This window comes from Sphaerisporangium rhizosphaerae (assembly GCF_042665155.1).
Classification (GTDB): domain Bacteria; phylum Actinomycetota; class Actinomycetes; order Streptosporangiales; family Streptosporangiaceae; genus Sphaerisporangium; species Sphaerisporangium rhizosphaerae.
This window is the reverse complement of the sequence record NZ_JBHTCG010000004.1, coordinates 402790-417983: the sequence shown is the minus strand read 5'-3', so window position 1 is coordinate 417983 and position 15194 is coordinate 402790. Positions and strand designations below refer to the sequence as shown.

General features: G+C 69.3%; 15 protein-coding genes and 2 pseudogenes. 9 read left to right on the top strand and 8 right to left on the bottom strand.

The window, feature by feature from the left end; all coding sequences use genetic code 11:
• Positions 1-72: 72 nt before the first annotated feature.
• Entirely contained in the window at positions 73-1473 is a 1401-nt protein-coding gene (locus ACFQSB_RS08980; RefSeq protein ID WP_380825543.1) for a hypothetical protein, read from the top strand.
• Positions 1474-1552: 79 nt separating this feature from the next.
• Here ACFQSB_RS08980 and ACFQSB_RS08975 read toward each other — a convergent pair whose 3' ends face one another.
• Entirely contained in the window at positions 1553-2425 is an 873-nt protein-coding gene (locus ACFQSB_RS08975; RefSeq protein WP_380825542.1) for a CPBP family intramembrane glutamic endopeptidase, read from the bottom strand.
• A 190-nt stretch (positions 2426-2615) separates the two neighbouring features.
• Between ACFQSB_RS08975 and ACFQSB_RS08970 the strand changes: the two genes are divergently transcribed.
• From ACFQSB_RS08970 to ACFQSB_RS08940, 7 genes and pseudogenes are all read left to right on the top strand, one after another.
• The gene (locus ACFQSB_RS08970) at positions 2616-3854 is read left to right on the top strand and encodes a sensor histidine kinase (protein ID WP_380825540.1); all 1239 of its coding nucleotides are present in this window, start codon (positions 2616-2618) and stop codon (positions 3852-3854) included.
• Positions 3845-4504, top strand: a complete 660-nt coding sequence (locus ACFQSB_RS08965; protein WP_380825539.1) for a response regulator transcription factor — start codon at positions 3845-3847, stop codon at positions 4502-4504. The genes ACFQSB_RS08970 and ACFQSB_RS08965 overlap by 10 nt, the downstream gene beginning before the upstream one ends.
• 447 nt (positions 4505-4951) lie before the next feature.
• Positions 4952-5329, top strand: a complete 378-nt coding sequence (locus ACFQSB_RS08960; protein ID WP_380825538.1) for a hypothetical protein — start codon at positions 4952-4954, stop codon at positions 5327-5329.
• Between the two features lie 418 nt (positions 5330-5747).
• Positions 5748-6059: a type II toxin-antitoxin system prevent-host-death family antitoxin gene (locus ACFQSB_RS08955; protein ID WP_380825537.1), complete on the top strand. Its 312-nt coding sequence runs from the start codon at positions 5748-5750 to the stop codon at positions 6057-6059.
• A gap of 1 nt (position 6060) precedes the next feature.
• Positions 6061-6579, top strand: coding sequence for a type II toxin-antitoxin system RelE family toxin (locus tag ACFQSB_RS08950; RefSeq protein ID WP_380825535.1), 519 nt, complete (start codon positions 6061-6063; stop codon positions 6577-6579).
• Between the two features lie 219 nt (positions 6580-6798).
• Complete coding sequence (locus ACFQSB_RS08945) at positions 6799-7203, top strand: cupin domain-containing protein (RefSeq protein WP_459117328.1); 405 nt, start codon at positions 6799-6801, stop codon at positions 7201-7203.
• A 57-nt stretch (positions 7204-7260) separates the two neighbouring features.
• A pseudogene (locus ACFQSB_RS08940) lies at positions 7261-7356 on the top strand (peptide-methionine (S)-S-oxide reductase MsrA); the annotation flags it as partial.
• Between the two features lie 186 nt (positions 7357-7542).
• Here ACFQSB_RS08940 and ACFQSB_RS08935 read toward each other — a convergent pair.
• The 4 genes and pseudogenes from ACFQSB_RS08935 to ACFQSB_RS08920 all read right to left on the bottom strand — a co-directional run.
• A pseudogene (locus ACFQSB_RS08935) lies at positions 7543-8580 on the bottom strand (ATP-binding protein); the annotation flags it as partial.
• Positions 8581-8744: 164 nt separating this feature from the next.
• Positions 8745-8987, bottom strand: coding sequence for a hypothetical protein (locus ACFQSB_RS08930; protein WP_380825533.1), 243 nt, complete (start codon positions 8985-8987; stop codon positions 8745-8747).
• 64 nt (positions 8988-9051) lie between these two features.
• Positions 9052-9705, bottom strand: a complete 654-nt coding sequence (locus tag ACFQSB_RS08925) for a response regulator transcription factor (RefSeq protein ID WP_354929530.1) — start codon at positions 9703-9705, stop codon at positions 9052-9054.
• On the bottom strand, positions 9683-10834 hold the full coding sequence (locus ACFQSB_RS08920; protein WP_380825531.1) for a sensor histidine kinase: 1152 nt from the start codon (positions 10832-10834) through the stop codon (positions 9683-9685). The genes ACFQSB_RS08925 and ACFQSB_RS08920 overlap by 23 nt, the downstream gene beginning before the upstream one ends.
• 167 nt (positions 10835-11001) lie before the next feature.
• Between ACFQSB_RS08920 and ACFQSB_RS08915 the strand changes: the two genes are divergently transcribed.
• Positions 11002-12846, top strand: coding sequence for a serine hydrolase domain-containing protein (locus ACFQSB_RS08915; RefSeq protein WP_380825530.1), 1845 nt, complete (start codon positions 11002-11004; stop codon positions 12844-12846).
• A 172-nt stretch (positions 12847-13018) separates the two neighbouring features.
• Here ACFQSB_RS08915 and ACFQSB_RS08910 read toward each other — a convergent pair whose 3' ends face one another.
• From ACFQSB_RS08910 to ACFQSB_RS08900, 3 genes are all read right to left on the bottom strand, one after another.
• Complete coding sequence (locus ACFQSB_RS08910; RefSeq protein ID WP_380825529.1) at positions 13019-14005, bottom strand: NAD-dependent epimerase/dehydratase family protein; 987 nt, start codon at positions 14003-14005, stop codon at positions 13019-13021.
• Between the two features lie 313 nt (positions 14006-14318).
• Positions 14319-14474, bottom strand: coding sequence for a hypothetical protein (locus ACFQSB_RS08905; protein ID WP_380825528.1), 156 nt, complete (start codon positions 14472-14474; stop codon positions 14319-14321).
• Positions 14475-14601: 127 nt separating this feature from the next.
• Positions 14602-14964: a nuclear transport factor 2 family protein gene (locus tag ACFQSB_RS08900; RefSeq protein ID WP_380825526.1), complete on the bottom strand. Its 363-nt coding sequence runs from the start codon at positions 14962-14964 to the stop codon at positions 14602-14604.
• Positions 14965-15194: the final 230 nt, after the last annotated feature.

Genomic DNA, 15194 nt, shown 5'->3' with positions numbered 1-15194 from the left:
CCCCGACCTGAGGCTCCCGCGTCACGCGGAACACCGGCCCGAAGCCGGATGACGATGCGCCACCCTTACCTGATGCTCATGCGCCCCACGGACACCCTCGCGGAGGTACGCCGGACGCGGGCGGCGCTCGCCTGGTGGGGCGCGCTGGTCGTCGCCTCCTTCGCCGCCGGCGCGGTGCTGCACGCGCTCGGCGTGCTGCGCATCGACCATCTGCCGCCGCTGCACGCCCACTTCCGGGTCCTCACGGTCACGCTCGTCCCGGCGGCGGTCCTCGCCGCCGTCGCCGTCCGCGTTCTTCCCGGGGCGGTCCGGCGGGGCGGGTTCGGGCGCGCGTCGCTCGTGGCCTACGGGTTCGCGCTGGCGTGGACGGTGCTGCTGGCGATGTCGGGCGACGGGCTCGCCGCGCCGTTCACCCACCCCCAGGAGTACCTGGCCGTGCTGCCGCAGGTGGGGCACGACCCGCTCGGCTGGCTGGCGGGCTTCACCCGGCGGCTGGGCGAGTACCCGACGCACGTGCGCGGGCATCCGCCGCTGCCCGTGCTGGTGCTCTGGGCGCTGGCCGCCGTGGGGCTGGGCGGGCCGCTGTGGGCGGCGGTCCTGGTCATCGCGGCCGGCTGTTCCGCCACGGTGGCGATCGGGCTGACCGTGCGCCGCCTGGCGGGGGAGCAGGCCGCCCGGCGCGCGCTGCCCTACCTGGCCCTCACCCCGGCATCGGTGTGGATCGCCACCACGATGGACGCCTTCTTCGCGGGCGTCGGCGCGTGGGGCGTCGCGCTGCTGGTGCTCGGCCGGGGCACCACGGCCAGGACATTGTGGGCGGCGGGAGCCGGGGTACTGCTGGGCGCGCTGCCGTACCTCAGCTACGGGCTGGTCCCTTACCTGCTGATCCCGGTGACGGTCGCCGTGCTCGCCCGCCTGCCGCGCCCGGCCGTGACGGCGGCGCTGGCCGGGGCGGCGTCCGTGACGGCCGCGTTCGCGGCCGGCGGGTTCTGGTGGCCCGCCGGGGTGGTCGCCACCCACGCGCAGTGGGCCGCCGACCCGGGCGCCGCCCGGCCCTACCTGTACTTCCTGGTCGCCAACCTCGCCGTGCTCGCCCTGACCACCGGCCCCGCCACCGCCGCAGGCCTCCCCCGCCTCGCCGTCGCCCTCACCAACCGACCCTCTGCCTCCGGCCTCACGAACCGGCCCGCCACCATCGCCCTCCGGGACCGGCCCGCCGCCTTCGGCCTCGGTAACCGGGCCGCCTCCCTGCGCTTCGGGGAGCGGCCTGCCGCCTTCGTCGTGGCCGCGGCCCTGGCGGCGGTACTGGCACTGGACCTCAGCGGAGTGACGCGAGGAGAGGTGGAGCGCATCTGGACCCCCTTCGCCATATGGATCGGCCTGGCCGTCGCGTACGCCCCCGGCCGACGCACGCTCGCCACCCAAGCGGTCACCGGCCTCCTATTGCAGGCCCTGATCCTGTCCCCCTGGTGACCACAGCCCGACCGGTACCGCGCTCTCGGCCGGTCTCACCGGCGTGGATGGCGCCGCGTCCTGATCCGCACGCGGCTCGTTACCGTGCGCCGGTGTTCTGGAACTCCCTGGCGGCGATCGGTTCGTAGCCGAGCCGGCCCCGGGTGGCGATGAGCAGTACGACTGCCGCCACCCCTGAGCCGATCGCCAACGTGTGCACGCTGTCGCCGAACGCGTCCAAGGACGGGAAACATGCTTCCCATACCAGGGAGTACACGGTGTTGACACTGGCGTGGAACAGCATGACGACCGGCAGGCTCTCGTTCGTCCGGTTGAACACCCACGTCATGACGAGGCTCAGTGGGATCGCCGAGCCGACGAACTCCGCCATCATCAGCCAGTCCACATTGGGCCAGTCGGCCCACTCGCTGAAGAACAACGGCAGGTGCCACGCACCCCACAGCGGGCCGAGGATCAGCGAACCGGCGAGCGGGCCGTAGCGGGCCTGCAACCTGGGCTGGGCGAAGTCACGCCAGCCCGGCTCCTCCGCCAGTCCGGTCGTCAGGAACTGCATGACCAGCATCGGGACGTACAACAGCAAGACGGTCGCGCCGGGGATGCGGAAGTCGGCCAGTGCACCGGGAAGCGGGAACGTCGAGACGACCGCGACGACCGGGACGGCCAGCAGGACCCCGAGGTACCAGCGCGGGCTCACCCGCCAGCGGACCAGCCGTTTCGCCCAGCGCCGCAGCCCAGGCCGGCCGTCCACGACGGCGGTGACGATGAACGCGGCCGTGATCGGGCCGAGGTAGCCGCCGGGCAGTACCCCCAAGGTCTGTGAACTTCCCAGGATCTCGGGATAGCGGATGGGCAGCAGACCGAGCCCGGTCTCGGACAGGATGTAGGGAAGCCAGCACAGCCAGGTGATGCCGTACGACAGCGTGAAATAGGTCAGTAGCGGATGTTCTCTCATGGCCGGCAAGCACACCAGCGAGCCGGGCGCGTGGCACTACCCCTGGTCACCGATTCCGGGTAGGGCTGGCTATACCTGAGGTGTAGGGCCGGCTCGGTGGGAACCGCCGCCCGTGCTGGTTAGCGTGATCCCTGTGTCCGCCAACCCGCCCCGCACCGCGCTCTCCGCGTTCGTCACACGGCGTCTCATCATGTCCGTCTGGCCTCTCAGGTCCGCGATGTACGTCCTGTCGTCGGTCCCGATCGCGACGCTCCTTGCGGTACCGCTCGGACTGCTGGCCTTCCCATGGGCGCTGCTCGCGCGGCGGGTCGCCACCAACACCGCACAGCCGGCGTCCGGGCTGATCCTGCTGGTCCTCGGCGCCGCACTCGTAGCCGCGCTCGGGCCGCTGGTGGCCCGGCCACTGGCCGCCGCCGAACGGGTCCGGCTGCGCCTGGTCGACCACCGGCCGGTCCCGTCAGTACGCCGGGTACCGTTCGGCCTCTCCTGGTACCGCCAACCGCTGACCTGGCGGGAACTGTCGTACGCCGTCCTGCTCGTGACCGTGGTCCCCGCGCTCTACAGCATGGTCGCGTTCGTCCTCATACTGATCGCGGTGTGCGCTTTGAGCCCCTGGCTGGTCCCCGCCGGAGAGATCAACTTCGGCGTCACCGTCATCACCACGCCGCCACAGGCCGTGCCCTACTCCATCACCGGCTTCGCCGCCCTGGTGACCGTGCCCTACCTGCTCACCCTTGTCGCCGGCGTCCACGGCGCGGTGGCCCGGGCACTGCTCCACCCCGGCGCCGCCGACGAACTGCATGCGGAACTCGTCGAGGTGTCACGGTCACGAGCCCGCCTGGTCAGCGCGTTCGAGGCCGAACGCCGCCGAATCGAACGTGACCTCCACGACGGCGCACAGCAGAAGCTCGTCGGACTGACCCTCCAGCTCGGCCTGGCCAAGCTCGACATCCCGGCCGCCTCCCCCGCCGCCGGGGCCGTCGAAACGGCTCATCAGCAGGCCAAGCAGCTGATGTCCGAGCTGCGCGAGCTGATCCACGGCATCCGCCCGAACGTGCTGACCGACCTCGGCCTGCCTGCCGCGCTGCGCGAGCTCGCCGACCAGTGCCCCATCCCCGTCGTCGTCGAGACCGACCTTCCTCGGCGCCCACCGGAACAGGTCGAGGCGACCGCCTACTTCGTCGTCGCCGAAGCCCTCACGAACGTCGCCAAACACAGCGGAGCCACGGCCGTCGCGGTCACCGCCCGCGAGACCGCGGGTCTGCTCACCGTCGAGATCCGCGACGACGGCCGAGGTGGCGCCGACCCCTCGAACGGCACCGGTCTCACCGGCCTCGCCGACCGGGTCGCCGTCGCCGCCGGGCGAATGCTGCTCTCCAGCCCGCCCGGCGGCCCCACCCTGATCCGGACGGAGCTGCCATGCGCGTAGTCCTGGCCGAAGACGGCGTCCTGCTGCGCGAGGGCTTGGCCGGCCTGCTGGAACGCTTCGGCTTCACCGTGGTCGCCGGCGTCAGCGACGCCACGGAACTTCTGCGGGCCGCGGCCGAGCACTCACCCGACCTCGTGGTGACCGACATCCGCATGCCACCGACGTTCACGGACGACGGCTTACGCGCGGCCGTCCAGCTGCGCCGGGACAATCCCGGCCTGGCCGTGGTCGCACTGAGCCAGTACGTCCAGCACGGTTACGCCGCCGAACTCCTCGATTCCGGTGGCGGGCTCGGCGTCGGCTACCTGCTCAAGGACCGTGTCGTCGACGTTGAGGACTTCGTCTCCGCGCTGCGCCGCGTCGTCGCCGGCGGCACCGTGATCGACCCCCAGGTCGTCCGCCGCCTGCTCAACCGCCAGAACAACCCGATCACCCGCCTCTCCCAACGCGAACGCGAGGTGCTCGCCTTGGTCGCCGAAGGTCACTCCAACGCGGCCATCGCGAAAACGCTGGTCCTGTCGGAGGCCTCGATCAGCAAGCACATCGGCAGCATCCTGGCCAAACTCGACCTCTCACCCACCGACGACACCAACCGCCGCGTCCTGGCAGTGCTGACCCACCTACGCGAACGGTTCCCCGAGCTGTCATAAAGATCACAGCCTGCACGCCTCAAACACCAGATCCGCCAGGCGCCCACCCGACCAGGACGCCCACACGCTCGAGACCCGTGCGGCGCTCACGGCCCTGATCAACCGCCACGGGCACCTGACGAACGAGCGCACCTATCCAAGGCCCCAAACGCACTGCGCGTCGCTGCCGTACGGGGACGACGACTACGTGCGGTCAAGGGAGACGACGGCATGTGGCGTAGCAGCAAGAAGTGGGTGGACGACTTCCTCAAGTCAAGGCATCGTAGGTCGTGACGCCTATGCTGATCAGAAGCCGGAACTCCCCAATAGTGCTCCGCCCAGGGCCACCGCAGCCTCATTGGAACGGGCGTGGCTGCCTAGTTGGGCTGCGGTCCGGTGAAGCCTGAAGAAGCTCTCCCGGTAGCGGGTGAGGTGTCATCGGTCGCCACGTGGACGCCTCGTGAGTACATGGCGGAGATCCATCGACGACCAGGTTCTTATGGGCTGGACGGCTCATACCGCGCGTTCGCGACCTTCATTGCTGGGTTCCACGCCGGCAGCGGTCATACACTCTTGGCCGGATTCAGGGAGTGGCTGATCGTCCAGGTGAACAGGGGAAACAACCTGGTCTGGGAAGCGCTCGTGCTCATGCTGGCGTTCCCTACGGAGGTCAGGTCCTTGGATGTCGGCCCGATCAATGACGAACGGAACAGCACCGCCGTGACGGTGCTGTTCCAAGCGCTCGATCAGTTCCTGGCTGACCGTGATGACCGACCGAACGGGCACGCTCTGATCTACGCGAAGCATGCCGAATGGCTTCAGCGACAGAGTTGGGCGCAGCCGTAGGCGTCGGACGTCTGGACACGGACAGTGATCACGGCGAAGCTTTTCTACTGCGTCAAGGCGGCGCCAGAGCGCGCCGCGCTGCGGTGCTCCCCGCCGCGCGTGGCCTTGGCGGCAGGTCCCGGCGGGACGATGAGTGGGACGTCCGGTTCGCCACCAGCGACGCAGTCAGGGGCTGGGAGGAACTGTGCCGGCATGCACCCAATGGTCACTGCGGCATCGGCGATACCAACGTCAAGCTAGGTGACCGTCCGGTGAAGCGATCCCAGACGGCCCCGGCCCCCGGCCTCGACTGAGGCGTACCTCGTCACATGCTGCCGGAGGCTCCGCCGACCCTTGCAGGCGCAGGCCGTTCCGCTACGACGGCCTGCGATGCGGTTCAGTGATTGTCGTTCTGTACAGCTTCCTATATAGTTTCTGCATGACTGTTCTCCACGATGCGACCGAGCTCACGGTCACCGAGGCCGCGCAGCGAGGGGTGGCCCGCCTGGTGGCCGATGCGGAGCATGGGACAGATCTGGTGGTAACCCGTCGGCATCAGCCGGTTGCGGCGGTCGTGAGCATGCGGCGTCTCAACGAGCTGGAAGAGGCCGCGGCCGATCTGCGCGATCTGGCGCTGGTTCTCGTACGGGCGGCGACCGACAGCGGGCGACGGACGTCGATCGATGATGTCCTTTCCGCCTTCGGGCATACCCGTGAGTCGCTGGCCGCGCTTCCGGATGACGACGAATAGCGTGTCCGACGTCGTATTCACCGACCCGGCCGTTGACGATCTTCGCAGGATCGGCCCGGACGCGGTTCCCAAGGTTCTGAAGAAGATCCTTCTGTTGCTGGAAAACCCCGAGGCCGGTTACCCACTAGGTGGGGAACTCACCGGATTCCGTAAGCTCGTCGTCGGCCGGAACACCTGGCGGGTCGTCTATCGGATCACCGATGACAAGGCGGTCGAAATCTGCGAGATCTGGGCAGTCGGCGAGAGGGCCGACGCGGAGGTCTACGCCGAGGCCAAGGCACGAGTCCGGGCGGCCGGCGGTTCGCGTCCCGATGTCGTCCGCCTCGGCGAGGTCATCGACCGCCTCGGAACTATGACCGATCACATCCACCTTGACGAGCTACCTGCACGAGAGCCGGTTCCTGACTGGCTCGCCAATCGCTTGATCTACACAGTCGGCATGGCCCGCGAGGATGTAGCGGCACTCGACCTGGAGCAAGCCGTCGATCTCTGGACGGAGTTCCGCTCGGGGTCCCGTTAGCCCGAAGCCGCCGTTCAGGTTGGAGCCGCGACGGCGGAAACCCCTCGATGCTGGGTTACTGCGGCATCGTTGGCACCGGTGTCAACGCAGGTGACCCTTCGGCGTGATCGCCGACAGGTCAGAGGCTGGGGGTCGCTTCCCATAGCGGACAGTGGCAGGGCTCGCATTCGGTTGTCGATGTCAAGATCGTGCAAGATCCGTTATCGGTATCCTCGGAAGATGGATGGCATGAAGACCGAACCCGTCAACCTGACAGAGGCGCTCGCGTCCTTCGACGACGTCTACAGCCCCAGAATCGTTGCCCGCATGAACGACTACGACGTGCGGATCGCCCATACCAGCGGAGAGCACGTCTGGCATGCGCACGAGGAGACCGATGAGTTCTTCCTGGTGCTCGACGGCCGGTTCGACATCGCCATGCGCGACGCCGAGGGCGGCGAGACCACGGTCGTGCTCAAGAAGGGCGACACGTTCGTCGTACCTAGAGGCGTCGAGCACAAGCCGTCGTCACCTGGTGGGGCGATTCTCATGTTCGAGCCGTCAGGGACTCTGACCACCGGGGATCGCCACGAAGGGGAGATTCCGGACGCGGTGGACAGTACTACCGGTCACGAGCTGGCGTAAGGAACCGCGACGTGCTGGGCCGACGGCCCCGTAGTACCGCGCGAGGCGAGCCACTAGCACCAGCAATACCTCTTTGAGGTGCCGAATGGTTATTGCGGCATCGGCGGGACCGGTGTCAACGCAGGTGACCCTTCGGCGTGGTGCCCGATCGGGTCAGGAGGCTGGGGCCGCTTCCCACAGCGCGGACAGTGGCAGGGCCCGCATACGGTCCCCGAATGGGAGTGTTTCTTGACCCGCGTAGAGGACGAAGCCGGCGATCAGGCGGTCACCGAGCTTGCGGGCCAGGTGCTGGAGTCCCTTGAAGTCGTCTGCGCGTACGGTTTCGGCCGCCTTGACCTCGATGCCGACGACTTCGCCGGTTGCTCGTTCCAGGATGCCGTCGACTTCGACGTTGTCTCGGTCGCGATAGTGGTAGAGGCGTACGGGCTCCTCGACCCATGTCAGTTGGCGAGCCAGCTCGCCCAGGGCGAAGTTCTCCAGCAGGGGCCCCACCGGGGCGGTTATGCCGGTAGTCCGGGCTGGGGTGAGACCTGCCAGGTGTGCCCCCAGTCCGGAGTCCACGATTAGTAGCTTGGGGGTCGCGACCGCACGAGTTGTGGCATTGGACGACCAGGCCGGTATCCGCCTGATGACATAAACCAGGTCGAGCAGGTCGACGTACCGTTTCACGGTGTTGCGCGGAAGTCCGAGGTCACGACTGATGTTGTCGATCACTGTCAGCCCGCCCATGCGTCCACAGAGAACGTTCAGTAGGCGCCGCATGTCCGCGGGCCGCTCAATATCGGAGACCTGTTTAACGTCCCGGTTGATCAGATCGGAGATGTAGGACTCGAAGAACCGTGCCCTTCTCCGATGTGTAGGACGGTGGACCGCTTCCGGGTATCCGCCCCGTAGTGCGCGGTCAAGGTAATCGGCTCTGCGGAGTCGGGATCTCGGAATCTCGAGGTCAGGGCCCTTCTGGAACGCCGCATCCACGAATCCGTCGGCGCTGCGCTCGATTTCCCCCTGGGAGAGCGGCCAGAGTTCGATCGTCTCGGATCGGCCGGGAAGTGCGTCGGGAAGATCACGTAGGCCAAGTAGCCGGGCCGAGCCTGTCAGCAGGAAGCGTCCTGGGCGAGGGTCGGCGTCCACCTCGCGTTTGATGGAGAGCAGGAGGTCGGGTACGCGCTGGACCTCGTCGATGAGCATGAGCCCGTCATGGTGGACGACTCCGTCAGGGTCCTGTCGTGCCGCAGCGCGCACCGCCGCCTGATCCAGATAAATCTCCCGTGATCCCGGCGTCCTGTGCACGATCGCCTGGGCCAGGGTGCTCTTGCCGACTTGCCTGGCGCCATTGATCACTACGACACGGGTGTCGACCAGTGCCTCCACAGCCATGGCTTCCGCACGCCGGGGGAAGACCGTCAGCTCATCGGTGTCCACTGGCTCAGGATAGGCGGGCTCACCTCTACGTGTGGCAGATTTGCCGCATCTTTCGTGGCAGATTCGCCGAGAGATTGATGGCCGTTCTGCCGCTCATCTCATGGCAGACCTGCCGATCTCTATAGCAATAGGGCGGCCGTATCCAGTGGTGCGGCAGGGCGGCTCGCTACTGCGGCATCGGCGGCACGGAGGTGGTCTGGCTGGTTGGTCTCACTCATTGCGAGTGCGGCCATGACCCGAATGAGGTCGTTCTCGTCCATCACATCCTTGATGACCAGGTCGAACAGCCTCGAGAACACCACACCGACCAGGTCGTGGCTCTTCAGCACGCCGCAGGCCGGCAGGTGATCACTGAGCGCCACCACTGATCACGGGACAGGGGCGTTGTTGTTCGTACAGTCCCGGTCGCGAGGGCTGGGCCAAGAATCAGTCGACTAGGCCGGCGCGGTAGGCGGCGATGGCCACCTGTACGCGGTTCGTGACGGCGAGCTTGTCGAACAGGTGGGAGATGTGGCTCTTGACCGTGGCCTCGCTCATGTTCAGGCGGGTTGCGATCTCGGTGTTGGAGTGGCCGAGCCCGATCTCGGTGAGTACCTCGCGCTCGCGGCCGGTCAGGGCCTCCAGCCGGGCGAGCGCGTCACGGCGGCGCCGAATCGGCTGGTCGGTGGTGAGCCGGTGGATCAGCCGCCGAGTGACCCGCGGGGACAGCATCGAGTCGCCGCCGTGCGCGAGACGGATCGCCCGGATCAGGTCGTGCGGCGAGGTGTCCTTGAGTAGGAACCCGCAGGCTCCCGCCTCCAGGGCGGTGAGGATGTGCTCGTCGCTGTCGAACGTGGTAAGGATGATCACCGCGGGTGCCCGGGCGAGCCGGCGGATGGCACCGGTGGCGGCCAGGCCGTCGTACCGGGGCATCCTGACGTCCATCAGTACGACGTCGGGCCTCAGGCGGCGGACCGCGTCGACGGCCTGGTTGCCGTCCTCGGCCTCGCCCACGACCTCCACGTCGGGTGCGGACTCGATGATGAACCGCAGCCCCGCGCGGATCAGCGACTCGTCGTCAACCAGCAGTGTCCTGATCATGTGATTCCCTTGGGGATGCGTCTGCGGCGTGCCACGGCAGTCGGCCCTCAAGACGCCAGCCTCCCGCATCGTCCGGCCCGCCGCGCACCGTTCCGCCGATCAGCCGGAACCGCTCCGCCAGGCCCACCAGACCGACCCCGGCGCCGGTCTCCGGACTCGGCTGGGGCGATCGTCCATTGGCGACCGCGATCGTGACGCCGGCTTCCCTGCTCCCGGTCGCCGTGACCGTGACCGGGGCCCCGTGGGCGTGCTTGTGCGCATTGGTCAGGCCCTCCTGGACGAGGCGATGCGCGGCCCTGGCCGTTTCCGGTGGCCACGTGCCGATATCGCCGTGCAGGGTGACGGTCCCGCCGGCCGATACCCAGGAGTCCACCAGCCGCCGCAGGTCGGGGAAGTCGTCGTCGTCATCGTCGGGCCCGGCGTGCAGCACGCCAAGGATCTTGCGCAGCTCTTCGAGCGCCTCCCGCGCGCTGAGCCTGATCAGCGCCGCCTCCCGCTCGACGCGCTCCGGCCCTGCGCTCGCGTTCACCTCCAGGCCGCCGGCGTGCAGCGAGATGAGCGTCATCTTGTGCGCGAGCACGTCGTGCATCTCCCGGGCGATCCGGCCGCGCTCAGCGGACCTCGCCTGCTCGTCACGCAGACGCTGCTCGGTCTCGGCGCGTTCGGCGCGCTCGCGCAGCGATCGGGTCAGCTCGCGGCGGGTGGTGACGTAAGCCCCGGCCGCCAGCGTGGCCCCGGTGGCGGTCACCGCTGAGATCAGCGCGTCCGTGCCCAACCGGCCGCCGTCCACCCACTGCTGGGCGAGGAACCCCGCCATGCCGATCGCCGCCAGCGCCAGGAAACGCGTGCCCGCGCCGGAGAACAGGCTGATCAGCAGCGGCCCCGGATTGCCCGACAGCACGTACGCGCCCGCCCCGACGACGGCCACCGCGACCGGCCACCGGCCCCGGAACCAGACCGCACCCGTGCCTGCCAGCCCGGCGGCGGCGATGACGGGTCGCGGCAGCGGCGCCCACGGCGTCTTGACCGCCAGGACGGTGAGGAACAGGCAGAGCGCCACGGAGGCCGCGCTGATCGCGTATGGCCCGAGCGCGGCCATCCGCCGCAGCGCCGCGCGGTACGACAGCATCGGTCCAGCGTAGCCAGGGCGGCGGCGCGCCACCTCAGACCGGGGTCGGTGCCGGATGCCGGGCGGTCTCCGACTTTCGTCGGAGGCGCCTGTGGCCGCGATGGCGATGCGGCCGCACTCTCGCCGGCCGCATCGTGGATGGCCTCGACAAGGTCAGGAGCCGTCCCGTGTATGTCTTCCGTTCGCTGCTCGTCGCGGTGTGCGCGGCGCTGGTGATCCTCGTGCCGCGTCCCGCCGTGGCAGCCATCGACATTCCGGAGGAACGTGCTCTGGCAGATTTCTTCGACGCCGCGATGACGGACGGGCTGACGGCCGGCCACGTGCCGGGCGCGGTCGTCTCGGTGGTGGGCGGTGGGAAGATGCTCTTCAGCAAGGGGTACGGACTGGCCGACGTCGAGAACCGCAGGCCCTTCGACCCGGGCACCTCAATGGTCCGGATCGCCTCGATCACCAAGCTGTTCACCTGGACCGCGGTGATGCAGCAGGTTGAGCAGGGCAAGCTGGACCTGAAGGCGGACGTGAACCGCTACCTCACCGCGTTCCGTATCCCCGCGACCTACCCCCGGCCGATCACGCTGCAGGACCTGATGGACCACACGGCCGGGTTCGAGGACCGCACGATCGGCGTGGGGGCGCGGAGCAAGGACGACGTGCCGCCCTTGGGGAACTATCTCGCCGGCAACATGCCCGCGCGGGTGCGCCCGCCCGGCGAGGTGTCGGCGTACTCGAACTATGGGGCGGCGCTGGCCGGATACATCGTGTCGCGGGTGAGCGGGCAGCCTTATGACCAGTACGTGCGCGACCACATCCTCGGCCCGCTCGCGATGCGGCACAGCACGGCCGCCGAGCCCGTCCCCGCCCCCTTGGCCACTGATCTGGCGCGCAGCTACGACTACGAGGGCGGGGCGTATCGGCGCAAGCCGTTCGTCTTCGACAACCTCGCCCCCGACGGGTCGATCAGTGCCACCGCGAACGACATGGCCCACTTCATGATCGCCCACCTGCGGGAAGGACGCTTCGGCGACCAGCGCATCCTCGACGGGCCGACGGCCCGGCTCATGCATCGGCGGACGTTCGCGGCCGATCCGCGCATCGACGGGTACGCCCACGGGTTCAAGGAGCAGACGCTCAACGGGCATCGCGTGATCATGCACGACGGTGGCTGGGAGGGCTTCCAGAGCGCGTTGCTGCTGGTGCCCGACGCCGACCTCGGCCTGTTCGTGTCCACGAACGGTCTGGGCGGAGCCGACGCCTTTACCAAGATCATTCCTGCCTTCTTCGACCGCTTTCTGCCCGGAAAGCGCGCCGTGCCCGACGGCGGTGCTTCCGTCATGCCTGTTGAAGGCTTCTACAAGCTCACCCGGTCCGCCGAGTCCAGCATCGAGAAGGTGGTCGCCCTGACCGATTCCACCTCGCTGCGGGTGGAGGGCGGGAAGCTCAGCTTCAGGGGCTCGACGTGGAGCCCGCTGGGACCCGGGCTGTATCAGCAGAACGGCGGCACGCAGCGGCTGGCGCTGGTGGCCGGCGGGAGCGGTGTCGCGTACGTGGCCACGGACGGCCCCGCCTACCAACGCGTCCCCTGGTGGGATACCCCGCCGGTCAATGTCGTCATCGTCCTGCTGTTCGCCGTCACCGCCCTGACCGCCGTGCTCGGCCTGCCGGTGGCCGCTGTGGTCCGCCGGGTCAAGAAGCGTCCCGTTCCGCGTGTCTGGCGCGCCGGGCGTGTCCTGACCGGGCTCGCCGCCGCGGTCGGACTGGTGTTCGTGGTGCTGTTCACGCTGGTCCTGACCGGCGACACGAGCATCCTGTACGGCGTGCCGACCAACGTCCAGGTCCTCCTGGTGCTGCCGCTGCTGGTCCTCGCACTCACCGTCGCCGCGATCGCCGCCACCGTGAGGGCCTGGCGGCGCGCGGGCGTCCTGGCCCGCGGCCACCAGGTGGTCGTGCTGGCGGGACTGCTCGCCCTCCTCTGGTTCTGCGGGCACTGGAACTTGCTCGGCTGGCATCTGTGATCACTCGACCGCCTGGCTCAGCAGGCTCCGGTAGGAGATCTCTCGCACGGTCCTGGCCGATCCGGCAGTAGATCGCAGCTGCCTGCATGGGTCACATGGATGCACGCTCGTCGGGACCGGCGCGCAGTCACCCGGCGGGCGGCGTCATGACCCGGTCGGGGGTGGTGACTGATCAGGCGAGGGGGGCGTTGGCGAATTCCTTCATGCCTTCGGGGAAGGCGATGGCTGCTTGGAAACCGAGTTCTTTGGTGGCTCGGTCGGGGGAGGCCACGATGTGGCGGACGTCGCCGAATCGGTGGTCGCCGGTGACGACCGGCTCGGGGCCGCCCCGCGCGGCGGCGAGCGCGGTGGCCATCTCGCCGATTGTGTGGGGCTCGCCGCTGGCGACGTTGTACGCCGTCACCGATCCCGGCGTGCCACCGGCCAGGGCGGCGAGGTTCGCCCGGGCGACGTCCCGGACGTGCACGAAGTCGCGCCGTTGCCGGCCGTCCTCGAACACCTTCGGCGCGCGGCCAGCCTCCAGGGCGGAGCGGAAGATCGCCGCGACGCCGGAGTAGGGGGTGTCCCTGGGCATCCGCGGCCCGTACACGTTGTGGTAGCGCAGGGCGACCGCCGTGCCGCCGGTTTCGCGGGCCCAGTTGGCTGCCAGGTGCTCCTGGGCGAGCTTGGTGGTGGCGTAGGCGTTGCGCGGGTCGAGCGGGGCGTCCTCGCCGATCGTCGCGGAGGTGACCGGCGAGTCGCACCCAGGGCAGCGCGGTTCGAACAGCCCTCGGGCCAGGTCGCCGGCGAGGCGCGGGCCCGGTCGTACCCGCCCGTGCCGCGGGCAGTCGTAGGCGCCCTCTCCGTAGACGACCATCGAGGAGGCCAGCACCAGGCGGCGCACGTCATGTCTGGCCATGGCCGCCAGCAGGACGGCGGTGCCGTAGGCGTTGACCGAGGTGTAGTCGGGCAGGTCGGCGACGTCCACGCCGAGCCCGACCTTGGCCGCCTGGTGGACCACCGCCTCCACCCCGGGGAGCAGGCGGTCGAGGACGGCGTCGTCGCGCACGTCCTGCCCGCTCCGCAGGTCGAGACCCGCCACGTCGTGCCCGGACTCCGTCAGCGCCTCGACGACATGACTTCCGATGAACCCGGCCGAACCGGTCACGAGTACCCTCACCCGGCCGAGCGTAGGCCGAAGCCCGCCTGCTGCGGCGTCGGCGATCCTAAGCCGTTCGCACACCGTAAGAAGTCCTGTCCGACGCCGGGACACCGTGGCGGCCTGCTTCGGATTCCCAATGACGGTCGGGCTCAGCCGACCGGTGGCGGTGCGGGCCCGTCGGCACGGGGAGCCGGGTGGACCGTGTGGCCGGTGGCGGTGCGGGCCCGGTGTCACGGGGAGCGGGGGCAGTCCGGCGCGGCCGGTGGTGGTGAGCGTTCGGCGGCACGGGAGCCGGGCGGGTCGCGCCTCTAATGGTGATCGGTGATCGGTCTCAGGTGCGCCGGTCGCGGTCCAGGTGGTGCAGGGTGGCCGCGGCCACGGCACCGTAAGCGAGGTGGGGGAGCAGGTCGCTGAGCCAGTCGGCGCTCTTCCAGCTGCGCGGGTCGGACACGCGCAGAGCGGCCAGGGACACGTCCGTCGCCGCCATGCCCGGCCGGGGACGGTGCCGGTACGGATCCCGGGAGGCCGAACTGGATGGTCACGGTCATGTCGGTGTCGGTGTCGGTGTCGGTGTCGGGGGAAGGCCGCGGTCCGAAGTCCGTGTGGCGGGGTGCTCAGGTCGGGGGCGGGGCGTGTGTGCCCCATCCTGAGACGACGAGGTCGCCGTCCAGGACGAGGACTTCGCAGGACCGTCGCCCGTCCTGGTGGCGGAAGTTGATGACGACGCAGTCGACGCCGGCGTAGACCCCGAGCAGGTCGAAGCGCAGCCCGGGGTTGTGCCGCAGGCCCTCCGCCCAGTACGCCCGCAGCGCCGCGCTGCCGCGGATGACGCCCTGTGAACCCTCGACGAGCCGGGCCGCCAAGGGGGAGCGGAACACCACGTCGTCGGCGTAGCGCGTCATGATGCGGTCGAGGTCGTGGGAGTTCCAGTCGGCCACCCAGGCGTCGGCGAACGCCTGCGCGCGATCGAGGTCCATGGCGCGATTCAAACACGGTCACTGTGGCGCCGGCACCCGCCCGGTCGGCCGGGGTGCCGAGGGCGCCAGGGGATGGCGGGTGTGCTGTCCAGGAACCTTCACCGGGTCGGGCGCCGTAGTCGGCGCCGGCATCGCCGTACTGCGACTCGCCGACCCGGTGCCGATTACATCCAGCACATACCGGGGTGGGAGCTGCGCTGGGTGGGGTGTTGGGTGCGGAGCTGTGCGGG